This window comes from Mycobacterium sp. IDUB_36 (assembly GCF_055419225.1).
This window is the reverse complement of sequence record NZ_JBVAXH010000001.1, coordinates 420,624-442,109: the sequence shown is the minus strand read 5'-3', so window position 1 is coordinate 442,109 and position 21,486 is coordinate 420,624. Positions and strand designations below refer to the sequence as shown.

The 21,486-nt window shown below is 66.9% G+C and carries 25 protein-coding genes; 18 read left to right on the top strand and 7 right to left on the bottom strand.

The window, feature by feature from the left end; genetic code table 11:
* The first annotated feature begins 18 nt into the window (after positions 1-18).
* Entirely contained in the window at positions 19-381 is a 363-nt protein-coding gene (locus ACZYW1_RS02010; RefSeq protein ID WP_293004387.1) for a hypothetical protein, read from the top strand.
* Positions 382-416: 35 nt separating this feature from the next.
* On the opposite strand, the gene ACZYW1_RS02005 is transcribed toward ACZYW1_RS02010, so the two are convergent.
* Together ACZYW1_RS02005 and ACZYW1_RS02000 are read right to left on the bottom strand one after the other, a co-directional pair.
* Complete coding sequence (locus tag ACZYW1_RS02005; RefSeq protein ID WP_463782833.1) at positions 417-857, bottom strand: anti-sigma factor antagonist; 441 nt, start codon at positions 855-857, stop codon at positions 417-419.
* Between the two features lie 494 nt (positions 858-1,351).
* A complete protein-coding gene (locus ACZYW1_RS02000) occupies positions 1,352-2,008 on the bottom strand; it encodes a DedA family protein (RefSeq protein WP_463782831.1) in 657 nt (218 codons plus the stop codon).
* Between the two features lie 244 nt (positions 2,009-2,252).
* On the opposite strand from ACZYW1_RS02000, the gene ACZYW1_RS01995 reads away from it, so the two are divergent.
* Together ACZYW1_RS01995 and ACZYW1_RS01990 are read left to right on the top strand one after the other, a co-directional pair.
* Positions 2,253-2,666 (top strand): hypothetical protein, encoded by a 414-nt coding sequence (locus ACZYW1_RS01995; RefSeq protein WP_463782830.1) that lies wholly within the window; start codon positions 2,253-2,255, stop codon positions 2,664-2,666.
* 1 nt (position 2,667) lies between these two features.
* On the top strand, positions 2,668-3,642 hold the full coding sequence (locus tag ACZYW1_RS01990) for an NAD(P)H-dependent flavin oxidoreductase (protein WP_463782828.1): 975 nt from the start codon (positions 2,668-2,670) through the stop codon (positions 3,640-3,642).
* Here ACZYW1_RS01990 and ACZYW1_RS01985 read toward each other — a convergent pair.
* The gene (locus ACZYW1_RS01985; RefSeq protein WP_463782827.1) at positions 3,624-4,121 is read right to left on the bottom strand and encodes a DUF1990 domain-containing protein; all 498 of its coding nucleotides are present in this window, start codon (positions 4,119-4,121) and stop codon (positions 3,624-3,626) included. The two genes, ACZYW1_RS01990 and ACZYW1_RS01985, sit on opposite strands and share 19 nt — an antisense overlap.
* A 59-nt stretch (positions 4,122-4,180) precedes the next feature.
* On the opposite strand from ACZYW1_RS01985, the gene ACZYW1_RS01980 reads away from it, so the two are divergent.
* The 11 genes from ACZYW1_RS01980 (at position 4,181) to pdxT (ending at position 14,724) form a co-directional block, all read left to right on the top strand.
* Positions 4,181-5,059: an aldo/keto reductase gene (locus tag ACZYW1_RS01980; RefSeq protein ID WP_463782826.1), complete on the top strand. Its 879-nt coding sequence runs from the start codon at positions 4,181-4,183 to the stop codon at positions 5,057-5,059.
* A 32-nt stretch (positions 5,060-5,091) separates the two neighbouring features.
* Positions 5,092-5,715 carry a PaaI family thioesterase gene (locus tag ACZYW1_RS01975; protein ID WP_463782824.1) on the top strand — a complete coding sequence of 208 codons (624 nt, stop codon included), beginning with the start codon at positions 5,092-5,094 and terminating at the stop codon, positions 5,713-5,715.
* Between the two features lie 81 nt (positions 5,716-5,796).
* Positions 5,797-7,851, top strand: a complete 2,055-nt coding sequence (gene thrS / locus ACZYW1_RS01970) for a threonine--tRNA ligase (protein WP_463782823.1) — start codon at positions 5,797-5,799, stop codon at positions 7,849-7,851.
* A 10-nt stretch (positions 7,852-7,861) separates the two neighbouring features.
* Positions 7,862-8,440 carry an ATP adenylyltransferase gene (locus tag ACZYW1_RS01965; RefSeq protein ID WP_463787644.1) on the top strand — a complete coding sequence of 193 codons (579 nt, stop codon included), beginning with the start codon at positions 7,862-7,864 and terminating at the stop codon, positions 8,438-8,440.
* A gap of 58 nt (positions 8,441-8,498) precedes the next feature.
* The gene (gene pgsA / locus ACZYW1_RS01960; RefSeq protein ID WP_463782821.1) at positions 8,499-9,155 is read left to right on the top strand and encodes a phosphatidylinositol phosphate synthase; all 657 of its coding nucleotides are present in this window, start codon (positions 8,499-8,501) and stop codon (positions 9,153-9,155) included.
* Positions 9,156-9,169: 14 nt separating this feature from the next.
* The gene (locus ACZYW1_RS01955) at positions 9,170-10,138 is read left to right on the top strand and encodes a phosphatidylinositol mannoside acyltransferase (RefSeq protein ID WP_463787643.1); all 969 of its coding nucleotides are present in this window, start codon (positions 9,170-9,172) and stop codon (positions 10,136-10,138) included.
* Complete coding sequence (locus tag ACZYW1_RS01950) at positions 10,138-11,262, top strand: glycosyltransferase family 4 protein (RefSeq protein ID WP_463782820.1); 1,125 nt, start codon at positions 10,138-10,140, stop codon at positions 11,260-11,262. The genes ACZYW1_RS01955 and ACZYW1_RS01950 overlap by 1 nt, the downstream gene beginning before the upstream one ends.
* Positions 11,262-12,302, top strand: coding sequence for an NUDIX hydrolase (locus ACZYW1_RS01945; RefSeq protein WP_463782818.1), 1,041 nt, complete (start codon positions 11,262-11,264; stop codon positions 12,300-12,302). Before ACZYW1_RS01950 ends, ACZYW1_RS01945 begins: the two co-directional genes overlap by 1 nt.
* A gap of 68 nt (positions 12,303-12,370) precedes the next feature.
* On the top strand, positions 12,371-13,276 hold the full coding sequence (gene pdxS, locus ACZYW1_RS01940) for a pyridoxal 5'-phosphate synthase lyase subunit PdxS (RefSeq protein ID WP_463782817.1): 906 nt from the start codon (positions 12,371-12,373) through the stop codon (positions 13,274-13,276).
* 9 nt (positions 13,277-13,285) lie between these two features.
* Positions 13,286-14,131: an acyl-CoA thioesterase II gene (gene tesB, locus ACZYW1_RS01935; RefSeq protein WP_293004372.1), complete on the top strand. Its 846-nt coding sequence runs from the start codon at positions 13,286-13,288 to the stop codon at positions 14,129-14,131.
* Positions 14,128-14,724, top strand: coding sequence for a pyridoxal 5'-phosphate synthase glutaminase subunit PdxT (gene pdxT / locus ACZYW1_RS01930; RefSeq protein WP_463782814.1), 597 nt, complete (start codon positions 14,128-14,130; stop codon positions 14,722-14,724). The genes tesB and pdxT overlap by 4 nt, the downstream gene beginning before the upstream one ends.
* Here pdxT and ACZYW1_RS01925 read toward each other — a convergent pair.
* Positions 14,708-15,526 carry an oxygenase MpaB family protein gene (locus tag ACZYW1_RS01925; protein ID WP_463787642.1) on the bottom strand — a complete coding sequence of 273 codons (819 nt, stop codon included), beginning with the start codon at positions 15,524-15,526 and terminating at the stop codon, positions 14,708-14,710. The two genes, pdxT and ACZYW1_RS01925, sit on opposite strands and share 17 nt — an antisense overlap.
* Before the next feature lie 115 nt (positions 15,527-15,641).
* Between ACZYW1_RS01925 and ACZYW1_RS01920 the strand changes: the two genes are divergently transcribed.
* Entirely contained in the window at positions 15,642-16,253 is a 612-nt protein-coding gene (locus tag ACZYW1_RS01920) for a class I SAM-dependent methyltransferase (RefSeq protein ID WP_463782811.1), read from the top strand.
* Here ACZYW1_RS01920 and ACZYW1_RS01915 read toward each other — a convergent pair.
* Positions 16,240-17,442 carry an FAD-dependent monooxygenase gene (locus ACZYW1_RS01915; RefSeq protein ID WP_463782808.1) on the bottom strand — a complete coding sequence of 401 codons (1,203 nt, stop codon included), beginning with the start codon at positions 17,440-17,442 and terminating at the stop codon, positions 16,240-16,242. The two genes, ACZYW1_RS01920 and ACZYW1_RS01915, sit on opposite strands and share 14 nt — an antisense overlap.
* 62 nt (positions 17,443-17,504) lie before the next feature.
* On the opposite strand from ACZYW1_RS01915, the gene ACZYW1_RS01910 reads away from it, so the two are divergent.
* Positions 17,505-18,155: a sensor domain-containing protein gene (locus tag ACZYW1_RS01910; RefSeq protein WP_463782804.1), complete on the top strand. Its 651-nt coding sequence runs from the start codon at positions 17,505-17,507 to the stop codon at positions 18,153-18,155.
* Positions 18,156-18,184: 29 nt separating this feature from the next.
* Positions 18,185-18,976, top strand: a complete 792-nt coding sequence (locus tag ACZYW1_RS01905; RefSeq protein WP_463782803.1) for a sensor domain-containing protein — start codon at positions 18,185-18,187, stop codon at positions 18,974-18,976.
* Between the two features lie 7 nt (positions 18,977-18,983).
* Here ACZYW1_RS01905 and ACZYW1_RS01900 read toward each other — a convergent pair whose 3' ends face one another.
* Both ACZYW1_RS01900 and ACZYW1_RS01895 read right to left on the bottom strand, forming a co-directional pair.
* The gene (locus tag ACZYW1_RS01900; protein ID WP_463782801.1) at positions 18,984-19,661 is read right to left on the bottom strand and encodes a sensor domain-containing protein; all 678 of its coding nucleotides are present in this window, start codon (positions 19,659-19,661) and stop codon (positions 18,984-18,986) included.
* Positions 19,662-19,668: 7 nt separating this feature from the next.
* Entirely contained in the window at positions 19,669-20,781 is a 1,113-nt protein-coding gene (locus tag ACZYW1_RS01895) for an FAD-dependent monooxygenase (RefSeq protein ID WP_463782799.1), read from the bottom strand.
* Between the two features lie 68 nt (positions 20,782-20,849).
* Here ACZYW1_RS01895 and ACZYW1_RS01890 point away from each other — a divergent pair, with 68 nt between their 5' ends.
* The gene (locus tag ACZYW1_RS01890; protein ID WP_463782797.1) at positions 20,850-21,464 is read left to right on the top strand and encodes a TetR/AcrR family transcriptional regulator; all 615 of its coding nucleotides are present in this window, start codon (positions 20,850-20,852) and stop codon (positions 21,462-21,464) included.
* The last annotated feature ends 22 nt before the right edge of the window (positions 21,465-21,486 follow it).

Here is a 21,486-nt window from a genome sequence, read left to right as displayed (position 1 = left end):
CGTTGCAAGATGTCCGGCGTGGCTACCTACCAAGGCAGAGCGCTCGCCGACATCACTCTCAGTGGCATCGCGTTGGCGGAGGCGCTGGAGTTGTTCATCTCCCGACGCGACCCCGGCCTGGAGAACGTCCAAGTCAAGCGTGCAACCCCGACCGGCGACATCGAGACGCGTGTACAGCCCAACAAGCGTTGGTACGAGGTCGTATTCGAGGTCGACGACAACCCCGATGACGAGGAAGACGAAGACCCAGACACCTTCGAGGCGCGAAAGAAGGCAGAGGCCAAGGCCCGAGCGGCAGAAAAGGCGCGGGTGAAGGACTGGCCGCCGCGCAACCAGGGGCTGTTCCCGCCGAGCGAGGTGTGGCCGGAAACCAATCAGTGACGCTGATCGCCCGGTAGGGCCTCAGATCTCTGCGGTCAGCCTGCGAGCACGTACGAGGACAGCGCGGAGTCCACGCTGTGGTCCACCGTCAGCAGGTCGCTCAGACCGCATGCCCGCACAATCCGTGCGACGACCGGCTGATTGCTCACCAGATGCATCTCGACACCGCGCTCACGTGCGCGCTCAGCCTCCTCCGCAAGGGCTGCATAAGCACAGCAGCCCATGAAGTCCAGGCCGCTGGTGTCGATCACGAGCGGACCGGGAGAAGTCGCCGCTGCGGCGGCTTCGCCCAACAGGCGGCGCCAGGTGCTGTCGTTGGACGCATCCAATTCGCCGCCGGCGCTCACGATCACGGCCGAGCCGTAGCGCTCGGTGGTCGCGCGCAGTGTGCTGCGCGCCTGAGCCAGTTCTGAAATCAGACGGCCGCTCAGGATCAGCGGATGAAAAGATGGGTCGGCTATAGCAAAAGTGCTCATGGCGCTCCTGATCCATCGGCGCTCAGCGCCAAGATAATGGATGCCCGCCCTAGGAAGCTTAAGACCGACGTCAGTTAGTAGATATAACGTTTATAACAGAAACGCATCGGTCATGTCCATCCGATTCCGCCTAAGAATTGAATGTGGATATTCACCTCACCGAACTATTTAGCGAACATTTCGCCGAAAAATCGGGAGCCGAAAACGTCGAAATCAGCGTCACCGATCGGAACTGGCGCGACGGCGTTGAAGCCCCAAAAGGGCCTGGTGACACCACATTTCACGGTCTCGACGCCGAGCAGTGCCGAGGCTCTCGGCGCACCGTCGAAGCCGCGCGCGCCAGGCGGCCCGGTGATAGCAAACTTCGAAAGTCCGGCGCCGATAAACTCGACAGATTTTTGGCTGATTTCGGCAAAAAATGGACGGTCTTTGCTAGGGCCCTCGTCGGCGGGGTTGAAAAACGTGGCGGCCGTGAGTGTTTCCGTCGATCGCGGTTACGCGGAGGCGGGATCGGATTTGTCGGAGTTTTTGGCTTCAAGATCTGCTATCGCGCGAGATGTGCGGTCGCGCAGCACTATTGCGGCGATCACACCACCAACCACGGCGACGAGCAACGCGATCCAGGAAAACCGCGACAGCCAGCGTTCGGCGGCCATGCCCGCGTAGTACACCAGCGCGGTGGTGCCGCCCGCCCAGCACAGCGCGCCGGACACGTTTGCGAGCAGGAACCGGGGGTAGCGCATCTTCAGAGCGCCGGCCAGCGGACCGGCGAAAATACGCAGCAGCGCGATGAACCGTCCGAAGAACACCGCGCGGGATCCCCACCGGTCAAACAGGCTTTCGGCGTACAACACATGCCCGGGACCGAAATGACGCGGGAAACGGCGTCCCAACCGGTCGAACAGCGGCAGACCCAGGCGGCGGCCGATCGCGTAGCCGATGGAATCACCCACCACGGCGCCGATCACCGCTGCGGCGCCCACCCCGATGGGATTGACCGCCAATTCGTGCCGCGACGACAGCAATGCGGCGCTGACCAGAACGATTTCCCCGGGGAGGGGGATACCGAGACTCTCCACCCCGACCACGGCGCCGACCATGCCGTAAACCGCCAGCGGGGGGACCGACTGCAGGAGGGCGTCCACCGTCATGGCTAAAGAATGCACGACGGTTCTTCATCGCGCGGTGGCAACCGGCCTGAACGGCGGCGCGCGTGAATCCGCGGCAGATGCGGGTTCGAGGACCCTCGCCCAGTATTCGACACGGTAGCGTCGGCGCGGAACATGACCGGTGAGGAACTCGTGCAGTTACCGAATAGGCGCCCTCAGCGCACGCTGCGGCCTTCCGGGCCGCCCGCGGTGTGGACGATGCTGAGCACCACCATGATTCGCTGACATGAGACTCGCGGAAGCGGTCGCCTTCGTCTGGTTGGGCATGGTGGTGGCGATCTCGTTTCTGGAGGCGCCGCTGAAATTCCAGGCACCGCACGTCACCCTGCAGATCGGGCTGGGCATCGGCCGGCTGGTGTTCCGAGCGCTCAACGCCGTCGAAGTCGCCTTCGCGGTCATCATCGTGGTGGCCATCGCCGTCGGCCGGCCGCCGGTCAGTGTCACCGCCGCACTGGTGGTCGCGGTCGCCGTGCTGATCGTGCAGATCGCTCTGGTGCGACCCTGGCTGACCCGTCGTTCCGAACAGGTGCTGGCCGGTCTCGACGCACCGCGTTCGCATGGGCATCTGGCCTACATCGGCCTCGAACTCGTCAAATCAACGGCCTTGATTGCCGGCGGGGTTCTCCTACTATGTCGCTGAGATGACGAATCCCAGTTCACTGTCGACGCCATGGTCCAACGCGATGGGTCTTCGAGTCCCCATCGTCAACGCCCCGATGGGCGGTGTCGCCGGGGGGCGGTTGGCCGCCGGGGTGAGCGCGGCCGGCGGCCTGGGCATGGTCGGCATGGGCACCGCCGGGTCGACAGCGTCGTTGCATGCCGAATTGCCGCATGTGAGCGGCAGATTCGGGATCGGACTGGTGGACTGGGTGATGCGCAAAGAGGCCGGACTGTTCGACGCCGCGCTGGCCGCCCGGCCGATATTGATCTCGGTCAGCTTCGGCACCGATCTCGCCTGGGTCGACCGGGTCCACGATGCCGGAATTGCCGCTGCGACACAGGTTTACAACAGCGAGGAGGCTCGTCGAGCGCAGGGCGCCGGCATCGACGTGGTGGTGGCGCGTGGCTGCGAGGGCGGTGGCCACGGGGACGCGTCGATCGGCACGCTTCCGCTGCTCGACGCGGTGCTGGACGCCGTGTCGGTACCGGTCTTGGCCGCCGGCGGAATCGCGTCGGCGCGCAGCCTCGCCGCAGTCCTTGCCGCCGGGGCCAGTGGAGCCTGGCTGGGCACCTGCCTGTCGGCTTCGGCCGAGGCGCTGATCACCGATGCCGGACGCCGAGCTCTGCTGGCGGCCAAGGAGACGGACACCGCCAGCACCCGGGTCTACGACGTCGTCCGGCACCTGCCGTGGGCGGAGCGGTTTCCCTCGCGGGTGCTGCGCAACGACTTCGTCGCGCGCTGGACCGGTCGCGAGGACGCCCTGGCCGTGGATGCCGCCGCGGAGGCCGAACTCGTCGATGCGATTGCCGCCGACGATCGCCGAATCGCCGCGGTGGATGCCGGTCAGGGGGTCGGAATGGTCACCGACGCGGCTCCGGTGGGGGAGGTCATCGACCGGCTCTGCACCGGCGCGCAGACCTTGCTCGCGGGGTGGGGTCAGACGGCCCGCACGTAGCGCTTGTTCATCACGCGCTGCATCAGCGAGGTGAACGGTCCGCCGGCCCGGCTCCACCACGTTCCTGGCCGGGAGAAGGCCGAGACTTCGGCGAACACTGCTGAGGTGACGGGGTCGTGGCGCACCAGGAACAACTCCTCGCCGATCTCGGGATGCCCCGGCAACGTGCCATAGGCGAAGCCACGCCGGTGCGGCTCGTCCACGACGTACACGACCCGGCACGGAGCCTTGAGAAAACCGATCTTCACCACGACTACCGTGCCGGCGGTGATGAGCTCACTGCTCGGCTGAACTTTGAGCCCGGAGCCACGCTGCATTCCCCAATGCATCACCGCGTCGGCCGCCTCTTCGAAGCGGAGCTGCCCCATGCCGATGTGGGCCGAGTAGCCGATGTGCTTGTAGCCCGGCGGAAAGGGCCCGGCGGTCGCGCCGACTTCCGGGTAGGAGTACGGCAACTGAGCGATCGTGTGCAAATCCACCGGCCCAGCTTGCCACGGGCGCGTGGCCGGTTTTTGCGGGCTGGCGTACGGTCGGCGAGGTGACTACCGAAGCCCCCGCCCACGCATCCGGAACCTTCACTCTCGGCGGCGATCTCACGATCAACCGTCTCGGCTATGGCGCCATGCGCCTGACCGGCAAGGGGGTGTGGGGCCCGCCCGATGACCGTGACGAAGCGGTACGGGTCTTGCGGCGCGCGGCCGAACTCGGCGTCAACTTCATCGACACCGCAAACTCCTACGGCCCGTACGTCGCCGAGGAGATCATCCGGGAAGCGCTGCATCCTTACGACGGGCTGGTCATCGCCACCAAAGCCGGACTGCTGCGGACCGGGCCGGACGTGTGGGTTCCGTTGGGCTTCCCGGCCTACCTGCGTCAGGAAGTGGAGCTGAGCCTGCGCCGCCTCGGCGTCGACACCATCGACCTGTTCCAGCTGCACCGCATCGACGACAAGTTCCCGCTGGAGGAGCAGATCGGTGAGCTGAGCAAGCTGCAGACCGAGGGCAAGATCCGCCACATCGGGCTGTCGGAGGTCAGCGTCGACCAGCTGGCCGCCGCTCAGGTGATCGCCCCGATCGTGTCGGTGCAGAACCTGTACAACCTGAACACCCGCAAATCCGAGGAACTCCTCGACGAGGCGACCAAGCAGGGCATCGGGTTCATCCCATGGTTCCCGCTGGCCGCCGGGCCGCTCGCCGCGCCGGACGGTCCGCTGGCCAAGCTCGGCGCCGAGCACGGCCAGGCGAAGCCCTCACAGCTGGCGCTGGCCTGGCTGCTGAAGCGCTCGCCGGTGGTGCTGCCGATTCCCGGAACGTCGAGTGTGGAGCACCTCGAGGAGAACGTCGCCGCCGCCGAGATCGAGCTCAGTGACGACGAGTTCGAGAAGTTGAGCGAGCTCGGCAAGCAGGACGCCGGATAACGGGTGCCGCTGCCGGGCAATACGGTGTTCGGGTGGCATCCAGAGACGCGTGGCATCCCGGCGGTGGGTTCAATCCACCCGATCCCAGTGCCAAGGGCGGTCCGGACTACGGCCGGTTCATCGACGGTGTCCGCGCGTTGCAGGATCACGCCCGGGCGGTCGACGCGCCGGACGAGGTGATCACCGAGGCCGCCGACCTGCTGGACCAGCTGTCAGGCCTGCTCACCCCGTTTGACACCGATGAGTGGCAGTCGCCGTCGGGCCGACGGATGGACCTGCCGGTGCGCGGCAACATCCTGACCATCCCGATGTCAGCGCACAAGACCGACGACGGCCGCATCGAAGGGTGGGCGCGGTTCGCCCGATTTCATCTGGGCCGCAACGGGGCCGTGCACGGGGGCTCGATCGGCATGCTGTTCGACACCGTGTTGGGGCTGACGTCGTCGGTACTCACCGGCGGAACCCGGCAACGCACCGCCTATCTGCACATCAATTACCGCCAGATCGTTCCGATCGAGAAGAAGCTGCAGATCGAGGCAGGCGTCGAGCGCAGGGAGGGGCGCAAGATCTTCGTCTCCGGCCGGCTTCTGGACGGCGACACCGTGCTGACCGATGCCGAAGCCTTGTTCGTTCAGCTCAAACCGGGCCAGCCCTAAGGCTGCAACCCTCGGGTGATCGTCGCCCCGATAGCATGAGCGGGTCCGTTGGAAGCCCAGAAAGTCACGGAGACCGCGTCGATGACCGCCCTCGCTCACACCGCGCCAGCAGCCTCGATCCGGGTGGCGGCCGGGACGACCGCGGCCGCCGCGGTACGCGAGGCCGGGCTCCCGGGTCGCGGTGCCGCCGACGCGATCGTGGTGGTTCGCGACGCCGACGGCAAACTGCGCGACCTGAGCTGGATTCCCGACGCCGACGCCGACGTCGTACCGGTCGCTGCCGACACCGACGACGGACGCAGCGTGATCCGGCATTCCGCCGCCCACGTCTTGGCCCAGGCCGTCCAGGATTTGTTCCCGCACGCCAAGCTCGGCATCGGACCGCCGATCACCGACGGCTTCTACTACGACTTCGACGTCGAGGAGCCGTTCACGCCCGAGGATCTGGGCAAGCTGGAAAAGCGGATGCGCCAGATCGTCAAGGAGGGCCAGCTTTTCGACCGGCGGGTGTACGAGTCCAAGGATCAGGCCCGTAGCGAGCTGGCCGGTGAACCGCTCAAACTCGAACTCGTCGACGACAAATCGGGTGACCCCGACGTGATGGAGGTCGGCGGTGACGAGCTGACCGCTTACGACAACTTGAATCCGCGTACCCGCGAACGGGTTTGGGGCGACCTGTGCCGTGGCCCGCACATTCCGACCACCAGACACATTCCGGCGTTCAAGCTCACCCGCAGCTCGGCCGCCTACTGGCGCGGCGACCAGAACAATGCCAGCCTGCAACGCATCTACGGGACCGCGTGGGAATCGCAGGAGGCGCTGGACCGCCACCTCGAGCTACTGGAAGAGGCCCAGAAGCGCGACCACCGCAAGCTGGGTGTCGAGCTCGACCTTTTCAGCTTCCCCGACGAAATCGGTTCGGGCCTCGCGGTTTTCCACCCCAAGGGCGGCATCATCCGTCGCGAGCTGGAGGAGTACTCCCGGCGCAAGCACGAGCAGGCCGGCTACGAGTTCGTCAACACTCCGCACATCACCAAAGAGCAGTTGTACGTCACCTCGGGTCACCTCGAGTGGTACGCCGACGGCATGTACCCGCCGATGCATCTCGATGCCGAATTCAACGAAGACGGCACCGTGCGCAAACCCGGTCAGGATTACTACCTCAAACCGATGAACTGTCCGATGCATCATCTGATCTATCGGTCGCGGGGACGGTCGTATCGTGAGCTCCCGTTGCGACTCTTCGAATTCGGCAGCGTCTACCGCTACGAGAAGTCCGGGGTCATCCACGGCCTGACCCGGGTGCGTGGCATGACCCAGGACGACGCCCACATCTACTGCACCCGCGAGCAGATGCGCGACGAGCTGACCTCGGTGCTGCGATTCGTGCTCGACCTGCTGGCCGACTACGGGCTCAACGACTACTACCTGGAGCTGTCCACCAAGGACCCGGACAAGTACGTCGGCTCCGATGAGGTGTGGGAAGAGGCGACCGAAATCCTGCGTGAGGTCGGCGAAGCGTCCGGCCTGCAGCTGGTGCCCGACCCGGGTGGCGCCGCCTTCTACGGCCCGAAGATCTCCGTGCAGGTCAAAGACGCGTTGGGCCGCAGCTGGCAGATGTCGACGTTGCAGGTCGACTTCAACATGCCCGACCGGTTCGAGCTGGAATACACCGCCGCCGACGGGTCGCGGCAACGCCCGGTGCTGATTCACCGGGCACTGTTCGGGTCGATCGAGCGGTTCTTCGGAATCCTCACCGAGCACTACGCCGGGGCGTTCCCGGCCTGGCTGGCGCCGGTTCAGGTGGTCGGTATTCCCGTCGCTGACGGCCACGTGTCGTATCTGAAAGATGTTGCAGCACAACTGAAGTCGCATGGTGTCCGGGTCGAGGTGGATGCCAGTGACGACCGGATGGCGAAGAAGATCGTCAACCACACCAACCAGAAGGTGCCGTTCATGTTGCTGGCCGGCGACCGCGACGTCGAGGCCGGTGCGGTCAGTTTCCGGTTCGGTGATCGCACTCAGATCAACGGTGTGCCCCGCGACGAAGCGGTGGCCGTCATCAAGCAGTGGATCGACGGACGTGAAAACGACGTTCCCACTGCCGATTTGGTGAAAGCCGGCGATCGTGGCTGAGGATGACGCGATCGTCGACTCCGGCGACGAACGCGGGCATGAGGAGCCGACGGCCCTGGTCGACCGTGGCGCCGGGGAATCCGACCACCTGCAACGGTTGTGGACGCCCTACCGCATGAGTTACCTGGCCGAGGGGCCACTGAAGCAGGACAACGGCAACAAGGAACAGCCCTTCACCGACATACCGCAGCTGTCCGACGAGGACGGTTTGGTGGTGGCCCGTGGTGAGCTGGTCTACGCCGTGCTGAATCTCTATCCGTACAACCCCGGCCACCTGATGGTCGTGCCGTACCGCCGACTCTCCGAACTCGAGGATCTGACCGAGCCGGAAAGCAGCGAGCTGATGGCGTTCATCCAGAAGGCGATTCGCGTCATCAAAAACGTCTCGCGCCCACACGGATTCAACGTCGGCGTCAATCTGGGCCACTCGGCGGGCGGCTCGCTGGCCGAGCACCTGCACGTACACGTGGTGCCCCGGTGGGGTGGCGACGCCAACTTCATCACGATCATCGGCGACTCCAAAGTGATTCCGCAGCTGCTTCGCGACACCCGCCAACTACTCGCCGCCGAGTGGGCCAGGCACTCATGAGCGCGCCGGCGGCGAACCAGCGCAGCGCGATCCCGGTGGGGCGGGAGGAGCGGCGCCGTTGAGTAAGCTCCTGTCCCGCGAGGGAGTCGCGCGGGTCACCACACCGGTGGCACGGGCATTACTGCGCGCGGGGTTCACCGCGGACGGCGTGACGATCTTCGCCACCGCGGCCGCGGTACTCGCCGCGTTGACGTTGTTCCCGACCGGCCGGCTGTTCGCCGGAACCGTGGTGATCTGGTTTTTCGTGATGTTCGACATGGTCGACGGCGCGATGGCGCGGGAAAGCGGCGGCGGCACGCGTTTTGGTGCGGTGCTGGATGCCACCTGCGATCGCATCAGCGACGGCGCGGTGTTCTGCGGGCTGGCCTGGTGGGCGGCGTTCGGCCTCGACAGCCGGCCGTTGGTGGTGGCGACCTTGATCTGTCTGGTGACCTCCCAGGTGATCTCCTACATCAAGGCCCGCGCCGAAGCCAGCGGGCTGCGCGGCGATGGTGGCCTCATCGAGCGACCGGAACGCTTGATCATCGTGCTGGTCGGGGCGGGACTGTCCGACTTCCCGATCGTCCCGCTGCCGTGGGCGTTGCCGATCGCCATGTGGGTGCTGGCCGCAGCCAGCATGGTCACCTGTGCTCAGCGGCTGCATACCGTGCGGCGTTCGACCGGCGCGGCGACGTCACTGCCGCCGCCGGAGAAATCGGGGGAGGCCGAGACGTGATCGTCCCGTCTGGTCTGAAACTGCCTGGCATCAGCGGTCTTTCGGTCCGCAGTCGAATGACCGACTGGGGGTACGCGGCCGGCTGGCTGACCGTGCGCGCGATGCCGGAGTTCGCCGCGCGCAACGTGTTCGACGCGGGGGCGCTGTACGCGTCTCGCGGCGGGGGGCCGGAGCAGCTCCGTAAGAATCTCGCGCGCGTCATCGGAGTCCCGCCGAAAGACGTGCCCGACAGCCTGATCCGAGCGTCGCTTGCGTCGTACGCCCGCTACTGGCGTGAAGCGTTTCGGTTGCCGTCGATGGATCAGCACGAGCTCGGTCTGCGGCTTGCCGACAGTGTGATCGGCCAGGAACATCTGGACGCGGCGCTGGCCAACGGGCGCGGTGCCGTGGCGGCGTTGCCGCACAGCGGCAACTGGGACCTGGCGGGGGTGTGGCTGGCCCAGACCTACGGCCGGTTCACCACCGTCGCCGAGCGACTCAAGCCGGAGTCGCTCTACCGGCGGTTCGTCGAGTACCGGGAAAGCCTTGGCTTCGAAGTGATTCCGTCGTCGGGTGGGGAACAGCCACCGTTCCCGTTACTCAGCGAGCGGCTGATGGACAACAAATTCGTGTGCCTGATGGCCGAGCGGGATCTCAGTCGTACCGGCGTCCAGGTCGACTTCTTCGGCGAGCCGACGCGGATGCCGGCCGGCCCCGCCAAGCTGGCGATCACTACCGGCGCCGCATTGCTGCCCGTGCACTCCTGGTACGACGGCGACGACTGCCGCGTCACCTTCTTCCCGGCATTGGATTGCAGCAGCGGCGATGTCGGCGTCGTCACTCAGGCACTGGCCGACATGTTCGCGAAGAACATCGCTGAGCACCCCGCCGACTGGCACATGCTCCAACCGCAGTGGTTGGCAGATCTGTCCGAAGAACGCCAGGCCCGATTGGGGGTTTCGCCGGCCGAGGGGGAGCAGCCCGGGAAGCACGGGCACGGCTGATGCGGATCGGCATGGTGTGCCCTTACTCGTTCGACGTGCCGGGCGGCGTGCAGTCGCATGTGCTGCAGCTCGCCGAGGTGATGCGGGACCGCGGTCAGGACGTCAGCGTGCTGGCACCCGCGTCGCCGCACGTGTCGTTGCCCGAGTACGTGGTCTCGGCCGGCCGGGCCGTCCCGATTCCCTACAACGGCTCGGTGGCCCGGGTGCAGGTCAGTCCGGCCGTGCACGGCAAAGTCCGGCGCTGGCTGACCGAGGGCGAGTTCGACGTGCTGCATGTGCATGAACCCAACGCGCCCAGCGTGTCGATGTGGGCGCTACGGATTGCCGAGGGGCCGATCGTCGCCACCTTCCACACCTCGACCACCAAGTCGCTGACTCTCTCGGTGGTCCAGGGGCTGCTGCGGCCCATGCAGGAGAAGATCGTCGGTCGCATCGCGGTGTCCGACCTGGCCCGGCGCTGGCAGATGGAGGCGCTGGGAACGGACGCGGTGGAGATCCCCAACGGCGTCGACGTGGCGGCGATGGCCTCGGCGCCGCTGCTCGACGGGTATCCCCGGCCAGCCAAGACGGTGCTTTTCCTGGGCCGCTACGACGAACCCCGCAAAGGCATGGCGGTGCTGATCGATGCGCTGCCCGCCCTGATCGAGCGGTTCCCGGGGCTGCAGGTGCTGATCGTCGGCCGCGGCGACGAGGAGGAGTTGCGCGAGAAGGTCGGAAGACTGGCCGGTCATCTGCGGTTCCTCGGTCTGGTGGACGACGCCGTCAAAGCCTCGGCGATGCGCAGCGCCGACGTCTACTGCGCCCCGCACCTGGGCGGGGAGAGTTTCGGCATCGTGCTGGTGGAGGCGATGGCCGCCGGCACGCCGGTGGTGGCCAGCGATCTGCACGCCTTCCGGCAGGTCCTGCGCGACGGCGAGGCGGGCCGCCTGGTCGCGGTCGACGACAGCGCCGCGCTCGCCAAAGGCCTGATCGCGGTGCTGGAGGATGAGTCGGTGGCCAAGCGCTACGCCGAGGTCGGCGCGCAGGCGGTACGCCGCTACGACTGGCCGGTCGTGGCCAACCAGATCATGCGGGTCTACGAGACGGTCGCGGTCAGCGGTGCCAAGGTCCGGGTGGCGAGCTGATGTGGTGGACGGTGGGGCTGATCGCGGCCGCGGTCGTGCTGGTGACGGTGCTGGTCGGGTTCGGTGTGTGGGGTGTTCGGGTGGCCCACCGGCTGGACCGCCTGCACGTCCGCTATGACCTGTCCTGGCAGGCGCTCGACGCGGCGCTGGCCCGTCGCGCCGTGGTAGCCCGCGCGGTGGCGGTCAACGCCTTCGGTGGTTATCCCGACGACCGGGCCAAGGAGTTGGTTGCGCGTGCCGATGCCGCCGAGAGTGCCGGGCGGCGGGCCCGGGAAAGCCGGGAGAACAAGCTCGCGGCCGCGTTGGCGATGATCGATCCGGCGGCCGTGCCCGCCGGCCTGATCGCCGAGTTGGCCGACGCCGAAGCCCGTGTGGTGCTGGCCCGCCGGTTCCACAACGACGCGGTGCGTGACACCCTCGCGCTTCGCGAGCGGCGTCTGGTCCGGTTGTTCCGGTTGGCCGGAACGGCAAAGTTGCCAAGCTATTTCGAGATCGCGGAGCGCTCGCAGGCGCTCCGCCACGCCGACCATCCCGCCGCCGGCCGGCGTACCTCGGCCCGGGTGGTGCTCCTCGACGAGGCCGGCGCGGTGTTACTGCTGTGCGGGTCCGATCCCGCGGCCGAGGGTACGGCGGTGCGCTGGTGGTTCACCGTCGGCGGTCAGGTCGGCGACGGCGAATCGCTCGCTCAGGCCGCCGCCCGCGAACTTGCCGAGGAGACGGGCCTGCGGGTCGACGCCACCGCCATGATCGGCCCGATCTGGCGCCGCGACGCCGTGTTCGACTTCAACGGCGCCGAGATCGACAGCGAGGAATTCTTCTTCGTCCACCGGACCCATCGCTTCGAGCCGGCGACCACCGGCCGCACCGAGCTGGAAAATCGCTACATCCACGGCCACCGTTGGTGTGAGCCTGCCGACATCGCCGAACTGACCGACGCCGGCGAGACGGTGTACCCGCTGCAACTCTCCGAGCTGCTCACCGAGGCAGCGACGCTGGCAGGGGCGCCGGATCGGCCCCGGCAGCTGCAATCGATCCGCTGAGACGCCGGAAAAATAGGATTTGGTATCCACCCCTAGAATTGGGTGTCACCCAGTGAAGGAGATCAGCAGTGGATAGCGCCGCGTCGTCGAACGGGCGGACCGGGACCGCGCGGGTCAAGCGCGGCATGGCCGAGATGCTCAAGGGCGGCGTCATCATGGACGTCGTCACGCCGGAGCAGGCCCGGATCGCCGAGGCCGCCGGGGCCGTCGCGGTGATGGCGCTGGAACGGGTGCCGGCCGACATCCGCGCCCAGGGCGGGGTGTCCCGGATGAGTGACCCCGACATGATCGAGGGCATCATCGCCGCGGTCACCATTCCGGTCATGGCCAAAGCCCGGATCGGCCATTTCGTCGAGGCCCAGATCCTGCAGAGCCTCGGGGTGGACTACATCGACGAGTCCGAGGTGCTGACCCCGGCCGACTACACCCACCACATCGACAAGTGGAACTTCACCGCGCCGTTCGTGTGCGGCGCGACCAACCTCGGTGAGGCGTTGCGGCGGATCAACGAGGGCGCGGCGATGATCCGCTCCAAGGGCGAAGCCGGCACCGGCGACGTGTCCAACGCGACCACGCACATGCGTGCCATCGGGGGCGAGATCCGCCGGCTCGGCTCGCTGTCCGAAGACGAATTGTTCGTTGCGGCAAAGGAATTGCAGGCGCCCTACGACCTCGTCGTCGAGGTCGCGCGAGCCGGCAAGCTGCCGGTCACCTTGTTCACCGCGGGTGGTATCGCCACCCCGGCCGATGCCGCGATGATGATGCAGCTCGGCGCCGAGGGCGTGTTCGTCGGCTCGGGGATCTTCAAGTCCGGCGACCCGGCTCAGCGCGCCGCGGCGATCGTGAAGGCCACCACCTTCTTCGACGACCCCGATGTGCTGGCCAAGGTGTCCCGTGGACTGGGTGAGGCGATGGTCGGGATCAACGTCGAGCAGGTCCCGGAGCCGCATCGCCTGGCCCAGCGCGGCTGGTAAAAACAGTCCGTGTCGATCGAAAAGATCCTCGATCTCGAGCAACTCGAGGTCGACATCTACCGGGGCAGCGTGTTCAGCCCCGAACAGGGCAACTTCCAGCGCACCTTCGGCGGACAGGTCGCCGGCCAGTCGCTGGTGTCCGCAGTCCGCACGGTGGACCCGCATTTCCTGGTGCACTCCTTGCACGGCTACTTCATCCGGCCCGGAGACTCCTCGGCGCCAACGGTTTTCGTCGTCGAGCGATTGCGCGACGGCGGTTCGTTCTGCACCCGGCGGGTCAACGCGATCCAGCACGGCAAGACGATTTTCTCGATGTCGGCGTCGTTTCAGACCGACCAGGACGGCATCCACCATCAGGACGTGATGCCCTCGGCACCGCCGCCCGACGATCTGCCCGGCCTCAAGTCGATGAAGGTCTTCGACGACGACGGGTTCAAGCAGTTCCAGGAATGGGACATCCGGATCGTCCCGCGCGACCAGGTCCATCGGCTGCCGGGCAAGGCCGCCCAGCAACAGGTCTGGTTCCGGCACCGCGATCCGCTGCCCGACGATCCGGTGCTGCACATCTGCGCGCTGGCCTACATGAGCGACCTGACCCTGCTTGGCTCGGCGCAGGTCACCCACCTCGACGAGCGGGAGCACCTACAGGTGGCCTCGCTGGACCACGCCATGTGGTTCATGCGGGTGTTCCGCGCCGATGAATGGCTGCTCTACGACCAGTCCTCGCCGTCGGCGTGCGGCGGCCGGGCGTTGTGCCAGGGCAAGATCTTCAACCAATACGGCGAGATGGTCGCCGCGGTCATGCAAGAGGGCCTCACGCGCGTTCCGAGCGAGCAGCGGCCGTCCGGACAGTGAGTGCTCCACGCGTCGGCGTACTGGCGCTGCAGGGCGACGTCCGCGAGCATCTGGCGGCGCTGCAGGACGCCGGCGCCGACGCCATCGGTGTGCGGCGTCGTGCGGAGTTGGAGGCCGTCGACGGGCTGGTGATACCCGGCGGGGAGTCCACCACGATCAGTCATCTGCTGCGCGAACTCGAGTTGCTGGAACCGCTGCGTTCGCGGCTGGCCGATGGGCTGCCCGCATTCGGCGCGTGCGCGGGAATGATCATGCTGGCCAGTGAGATTCGTGACGCCGGAACCGCGGGGCGGGAGGCCCTGCCGTTGTCGGCTCTCGATATCACCGTGCGGCGCAATGCTTTTGGACGGCAGGTCGACTCGTTCGAAGGCGACGTCGTGTTCGACGGCCTGGCGGAGCCGGTGCACGCGGTGTTCATCCGGGCGCCGTGGGTGGAGCGGGTCGGCGAGGGTGTGCAGGTGCTGGCGCGGGCCGACGATCACGCCGTCGCGGTGCGGCAGGGTTCAGTGCTGGCGACGGCGTTTCACCCTGAGGTGACCACCGACCGGCGCATCCACCAGTTGTTCGTCGACATCGTCACCGGCCGGCGCTGACGGCGTCGGGGGCCGGCAGGGCCCACCGGATACCGCCCACCAGCACGCGGCCGAAGCCGCGGACGACGGTGAGCTCGACGGGCGGAAAGTAGGGCAGCAGCAGCGGAATCCGGGCCCACAGCGGCAGCATGGACACCGCGGTGGCGGTCAGCACGCCGTAGGGGGCCCGCGCCGCCAGCGACAGCGGCGGCGTCAGCAGCAGGAATCGCGCCGCGTCGCGGGCAGCGGCGGTGCTGCGCAACTCGGGCCGGTAGTCGTTGAGCCGTTGCGCCAGAGCGCGTTCCGACCGTGGCGGATCGACAACACCGAGTTTGGACGCGATCTCGGCCATGTCGGCGACGTAACCGTCGCGGCCGGCCTGATCCAGCGGGGCGGCGCCGTAGAGCTGGTGTGCCCGCAGGAAGCTGTCGGCCTCGGCGATGTGCACCCACTCCAGCAGGTGCGGATCGGTGGCCGTGTACGGCCTGCCGTCGGCGGCTACCCCGTGCACCCACTCGTGGATTCTGCGGACTCGATCGACGGCGGTCTGGGCATCGTCAGCGGATCCGAACGTCGTCTCGGCCAGGAAAGTGCTGGTGCGCTGCAGGCGCCCCCACGGGTCTTCGCGGTAGTTGGAGTGCTCGGCGACACCGGCCATGGCCAGCGGATGCAGCGACTGCAGCAGCAGCGCCCGTAACCCGCCGACGAACATGGACGCGTCGGCGTGCACTCGCCGGATCGGGCGGTCGTCGGCGAACCAGCGGGGGCCGGGTGTGTTGTGGATGCGATCGCGTTCCGAGGGACCCTCCGGACCGGCGACCATTTCGAACAAGCTGTTGCCCAGTGCGTCCCGTACCGCGCGCAGCGGGCTCTGTGTCGTCACAAAATCCACCCTACGCAGCGTTTGAAGTCCGGCACGGCCGTGGAAGGCTATCCCGATGACCAAGGCCACCGATTTCGACAAACCCGTGCAGACCTGGCGCGACATACCTGGCTGGTTCCAGTGGCGCCATCACCAGGAGGCGGCCGCCGCGCATTTCCCCGACGGCAGTTGGTTCGCCGAGGTGGGCTGCTACCTGGGGCGCAGCATCTGTTCCCTCGGTGAGGTGGTCCGCGAAGCGGGTCTGCACAACACGATCCTCGGCATCGACACCGCGCGCGGCAGCGGGCCGGAAGGTGTCGCCGACACCGACGCGCACGGGCACGCCGTCGACCACGGTGGTGGGACCTTCGCCGGGCTGTTGCACCGCAACATCATCAGCTGCGGACTGGCCGACGACATCCAGTTGGTCATCAGTGACTCCGTCGCGGCTGCCGGCCTGTTCGCCGATGAGTCGTTCGCCTGGGTGCACATCGACGCCCGGCACGACTACGACAGCGTCATCGCCGACATCGAGGCGTGGTCACCCAAGGTGAAACCCGGCGGCTGGCTGTCCGGCGACGACTACGAAGCCGACTGGTGGCCGGGAGTGGTCTCCGCGGTCCACGACGCCCTGCCCGACGCGCGGTCCTGGGAGTCGATGCAGTGGCGTTGGATCAAACCGGAGTGAGAGGGTAGGTCGGCAACTCGATCTTCTCCACCGCGCTGCCGCCGAACACCTTGCCTGCCAAGCTCATACCCGCGCGTACGGGCGGGCTGGCGAACACCCGGGCGCCGAGGTGCAGGGCACGGATACCGGCATCGGTGCGAGGGTTGGCTCGTCGCAGCACCGCCGGCCGGACGTGTTGAGCCGCGGCGACGTGGGGGCGCATGAATTGCTCGTAGCGTTGCAGTCCCGCGACGCGATCGCCGGTGCGCGACACCTCGCCGGCGAGCACGTAGGCCCCGATCAGGGCCAGGCTGCTGCCACCGCCGCCGACCGGCGACGGACAGAACGCGGCGTCGCCGAGCAGGGCGACCCGGCCCATGCTCCAGCGCGACGTGCGAACTTGGCCGAGGGCATCGAAATACATGGGTGCGTCGTCGAGTTGGGCCAGCACCCGCGCCGCGGCGCCGCCGGCATCAGCGAAGGTGCGGCGCAGAATGGCGATCTGGTCGTCGCGGCCCAGATCTTCCAGGCCTCTGACGTCCGACATGAACGACAACATGGCTCGGGTGGTCCCCAGGTTGTCCGGCCGCAGATGGATCGCGCGGGACCCGGGCGCGTGCTGCCAGTTCCACCAGCGGTCGTCGCTGTCGTCGCGCTCAATCGTCAAGTAGGCGACGTACATTCCCAGATCGGTGACCTTCAGCGGCATCACCAGGTCGCGGGTGCGCGATCGCAGACCTTCGGCCACCACGACAAGGTCGGCGTCGATCGACGAGCCGTCCTGCAGGGTCGCGGTCACGTGGTCGCTGCCATCCGTCAGGCTGCGGATCTGGGTGTCGAATCGATAGTCGGTGTCGTGGCGGGTGTGCTCGATCAGAATGCGCGAGAGCTCTCCGCGCAGGATCTCCAATTCGGCGGTCGGGCCGTCGGTCCCGGGCTCGCCCATCGGGAACGACACGGCCGACGACCCGTCGGCTCTGACGAAACGCATGCCGACTTCGGTGGTGTTGGCGGCCCGGATGTCCTCGTCGATGCCCATTCGGCGGACCACGTCCCGGGCCGCTCCCCGGACATCGATGTTGTGGCCCTCGTCGCGGCGCTCGGCGAACCGCTCGACGACCGTGGTCTGCCATCCGCGTTCGGCGAGTTGGTGGGCGAGTGCGGGGCCGGCGATGCCGGCACCCGAGATCAGCGCTCGTGGTCGGCTCACCCGCGGTGTATATCACCGATTAGTGCGACTGAAACCCTCAGACCTTTACTAGGCTTCTCGGCGTGCGGTATTCATCCGGCATCGCGGCGATTTTCGCGACGATAGGCGTCATCGCTGCTCCGCTCGCTACGGCCGGGCCATTGGTGCCGCAGGGCAAGATCGACTCGCTGTTGCTCTCCGACGACGACGTCAGTTCGATTGTCGGGCTGCCGATGCGTCGGTTCGGAGACGTCTATCCTTCGCCCGGACGATCCTCGACCCTCCCGGATCGGGACGACTGCCGGTCGTTCCTGCAGTCGGACGTCACCACGTGGACGGGGGAGTTCACCGCGTTTCGGCTGGTAATACACCGGGACAATCCTGACAATCCTCAGTTCGCGACTACCCAGGTCGTCGCGACCTACCCCAACCCGATGGTGGCGGCCGGCACGTTCCGGCGCGCCTTCGCGCCCGCGATGGTCGGCCGCTGCGACGCGGTGACGCTGAACGACTCGGCCGGCGCGTCCTGGCGTCTTGACGGGATCGCCGTCACCGGGGATCACGCGAGTTGGAGGAGCTCGAATTTGAGCAACGGCCAGGACACCACGTGGCGCTGCGCGAACGAGGTTCGGCAGAAGGGCAACGTGATGTTCCAAGAGGTGGAATGCCAGTTTGGAAACGGCGGCCCGTTGGTGGCGCAGATGACCAACACGGTCGCGGACCGATTCCCGTGACGACACCTCGACCAGGAGGCTCCCTTTCGATGAAGAACATCCTTGCCGCCGTCGGAGCGTCCGCCGGCGTGGCAATGTTGGTTGTCGGCTGCTCACATCCGCCAGCCGCTCCCGAAGCGCCGGCCGTGCACGTGCCGGTGCCGACCGACACCGCCCAAGGTCAGACCTCGGATGCGCTGGCGCCCAGCGGTCCGCCGTCCACCAGCGCGGTCGCCAAACCCGTTCCGCCACCGGTGGTTACGCCGGACCGGCTGCGGACGCTGGTGATACCGCCCGACGTGTCCGGTCCGATCGTCGGGTCACCGTTGGGGTTCGAGAAGCTGTTCAATCAGCCCGCACCGGCGATCGACCTGGGCCCCCGGTCGTCGTGCGCGGTGTTGTTCGGCCCCACTGTGCGTGACTACGGCAAGGACTGGACCGCCTACAAAGGTGCGCAGCAGAAGAACGCCGAGGACAACGCCGACCACGTCGTCGGACAGGGCGCCGGTTCGTACCCGGACGCTGACACGGCTCGGCGAGCCTTCGTCGCGGCGTTCCCGCCGTCACTCAGCGAGTGCAACACGGTCGCGGTGAACAATCCACGCGACAACAATCCTCAAACCACGTGGCGCTTCGATGTTTCCAGCGTCGATGCTGCCAGTGCACGGTGGCGCCGTACGCAACTCAACGGCGGACAGCCGACCGATTGGAGCTGCGCGTACGAAGCGCGGCTGAAAAGCAATGTGGTGGTGTACGTCTCGGTGTGCGAGCGTGGCGACGGCGGTGCGGCGGCGGCCGGTCAGCTCGCCGACCGGATGTTGATCTGGTTTCCCGACACCTGATCCGGCGTCAGCCGACCCGGCTGAGAATGTGATCGGTGAGGCGCTTGACCGCTTGGGACGGGTTGCCCTGTTGGCCAATACTCGATATCGAGATCACATTGTTCAAGTGGAATGCGACAAAAACTCGGTTGTACCCGGTGTATTGCCCGTAATACCTTGCGGCCAGCGTCCAAATCATCACATCGACGTTGGTTTTGAAATCGAAGACGTCAAACGAGATTCCGGCTTCCAACGGCGGTCCGTGCAGGTCCGCGTGGTTGCATGTGTTGAATACGTTCACGTTGTAGATCGAGTTGAAGCGATCTCGCGCGGCACCGGTGCTGGCGAACATGCCGACCGACTGGCTCACGAACACCCGGTTCGGATCGGGTGGATACATCCAATTTTGGCTGCGGAAGGCCGTGTAGTCCGATCCCCACACGTCGACAGTGTTGGCGTAGACCAAGGATTTGCACTCGTCGCGCTGGTCCAGATGGTCCGCCGGTCGTGGTAGCACGGGCAGCGGGTCGTCCTGGTGACGCACCGGAAGGCCGACGAATTGACTCACTTCGTCGTCGGACGGGATCAGCGAAACGATCCGTCCCGGCGGAACGGTTGCGCCGGCCGGCGGCGACAGCGTCCACAGTGCGGCGACCACCACGGCGCAAGCCGCGGCCGCCCGCGTGATCAGGAGGCGCTTCTGCACCTGACGATCATAACGAGCTTACGGCGCTGCGTAAGCGCTGATTTCGGGCATCGATGTCCGACTGAGAGGCGGGGACCAGCACGTCACCGCCGGGCCCCGCGGTCGACTGGGCGTAGGTGACATGCGGAAGTTGTTCGCGCTCATACTGATCGAACGCGGATATGACGTCTTCGGGGTTATCGCGCAGCGCCTTGGCTAGCAGCCACGCGCCCGTCATGGCCAGGCTGGTCCCACGGCCCGACAAGGGCGACGCGCAGTACGCCGAGTCACCGACCAACACGACCCGTCCGCGGTGCCACGTCGGCATGTCGATCTGACTGACCGAGTCGAAGTACAGGTCGCCGTCGCCGGTCGCGGCATCCAGCAGCTCGGGGATCTTCCATTCGGTGTGGCCGTCGAACGCCTCGCGCAGAATTCGCTTCTGGGCGGCGAGGTCGTGGTAGTCGTAGTCGATCCAGGGTGAGCGAAACATGAACACTGCCAGCGCTTTATCGCGATAGGTGGCGATGCCCGCCAGGTGACCGGGGAAGTTGTACATCGGAGTGCGGCGGTCAGGCCGGGAGTAGCCGGACAGTTCGGCGAGCGCGACATAGAAACCGAGGTGCCGCAGGAACCGGTTCTCGGATCCGAACGTGAGACGTCGAGTCGCCGAGTGCATCCCGTCGGCGCCGACCACGATGTCGTAGCGGCTGCGCTCACCCGACGTGAAGCGCACGTCGACGCCGTCGCCGTCATCCTCGAGCTCGGCGATCGACGTGTTGAAAAGCAGCCGGGTACCCGGATCCAGCGCGCTGCGCAACACGTTCGCGAGATCCTCGCGGGGGATCTCGACGTCGTCGGGGCGATCGTTGAACTCGGAATCGGGCATCTGAGCGAGCAATTCGCCGTTTCGGTCCACGAACTGGATGCGCTCGCTCATGTCCACGCGGTGGGCGTGGATGGCGTCGAGCACGCCCAACTTCCGGGCCACATCGATCGAGTCGCCGCGGATGTCGATCGGCGATCCGTTGACCCGTAGGTGATCTGCCCGCTCGACGATCGTGACGTCGTGGCCGTCGGTGCCGAGAGTGAGGCCGGCGCTGAGTCCGGCCATGCCTGCCCCGGAGACCAGAATCCGCATGTGAGTTCCCCGTCCTTAAGATACGATGCGTCTCTTAAGGACGGTAGCGAGTCGGAATAGGAAACGCAATGTCTCTTAACGGCGGAGCGCCGCAGCGCCGGCGGGGCGAGGCGCTGGAGACGGCGCTGCTCGACGCGGCGTGGGCTGAGCTGGTTGAGCGCGGGTACGACGAACTCACCTTCGACGCGGTGGCGTCGCGTGCCGGGACCAGTCGGGCTGTGCTGTATCGCCGCTGGCCCGGCAAGCCGCAGTTGGTGCTGGCGGCGCTGGTGCACCAGGCCGAAGTCGATCCGGTGACCGTCGCCGATACCGGCAGTCTGCGTGGTGACGTGATCGCGCTGCTGCGGCAGGCAAACGCGGTGCGCCCTCGTCTGGTCACGCATCTGCTGACTCGACTGGGCGGCTTCTACACCGACGCCGATACCAACCTCGCCGAGCTGAGCGCCCACGTCCAGGGTGGACGCGACGCCGTGCTCGACCAGGTGATCGCCCGCGCGGTCGCCCGTGCCGAGGTGCGGCCGGGCCAGGTCAGCGGACGCGTCGCTCGCCTGCCGGTCGATCTGTTCCGCCACGAACTGCTCATGACACTGCGACCGGTGGCGGACGAGGTGATCGAGGAGATCGTCGACGATATTTTCCTGCCGCTGGTCAGGGTGGGCGCCGGCGATCAAACGCCCACGTAGACTCGTCAGGCGGAAGAGTGAA

What these genes read in the sequence shown, in the direction of transcription:
- ACZYW1_RS02005 (WP_463782833.1), bottom strand. Translation starts at nt 857, where the DNA reads ATGAGCACTTTTGCTATAGCCGACCCATCTTTTCATCCGCTGATCCTG.
- ACZYW1_RS02000 (WP_463782831.1), bottom strand. Translation starts at nt 2,008, where the DNA reads ATGACGGTGGACGCCCTCCTGCAGTCGGTCCCCCCGCTGGCGGTTTAC.
- ACZYW1_RS01995 (WP_463782830.1), top strand. Translation starts at nt 2,253, where the DNA reads ATGAGACTCGCGGAAGCGGTCGCCTTCGTCTGGTTGGGCATGGTGGTG.
- ACZYW1_RS01990 (WP_463782828.1), top strand. Translation starts at nt 2,668, where the DNA reads ATGACGAATCCCAGTTCACTGTCGACGCCATGGTCCAACGCGATGGGT.
- thrS (WP_463782823.1), top strand. Translation starts at nt 5,797, where the DNA reads ATGACCGCCCTCGCTCACACCGCGCCAGCAGCCTCGATCCGGGTGGCG.
- ACZYW1_RS01950 (WP_463782820.1), top strand. Translation starts at nt 10,138, where the DNA reads ATGCGGATCGGCATGGTGTGCCCTTACTCGTTCGACGTGCCGGGCGGC.
- ACZYW1_RS01945 (WP_463782818.1), top strand. Translation starts at nt 11,262, where the DNA reads ATGTGGTGGACGGTGGGGCTGATCGCGGCCGCGGTCGTGCTGGTGACG.
- ACZYW1_RS01925 (WP_463787642.1), bottom strand. Translation starts at nt 15,526, where the DNA reads ATGGTCGCCGGTCCGGAGGGTCCCTCGGAACGCGATCGCATCCACAAC.
- ACZYW1_RS01920 (WP_463782811.1), top strand. Translation starts at nt 15,642, where the DNA reads ATGACCAAGGCCACCGATTTCGACAAACCCGTGCAGACCTGGCGCGAC.
- ACZYW1_RS01905 (WP_463782803.1), top strand. Translation starts at nt 18,185, where the DNA reads ATGAAGAACATCCTTGCCGCCGTCGGAGCGTCCGCCGGCGTGGCAATG.
- ACZYW1_RS01895 (WP_463782799.1), bottom strand. Translation starts at nt 20,781, where the DNA reads ATGCGGATTCTGGTCTCCGGGGCAGGCATGGCCGGACTCAGCGCCGGC.
- ACZYW1_RS01890 (WP_463782797.1), top strand. Translation starts at nt 20,850, where the DNA reads ATGTCTCTTAACGGCGGAGCGCCGCAGCGCCGGCGGGGCGAGGCGCTG.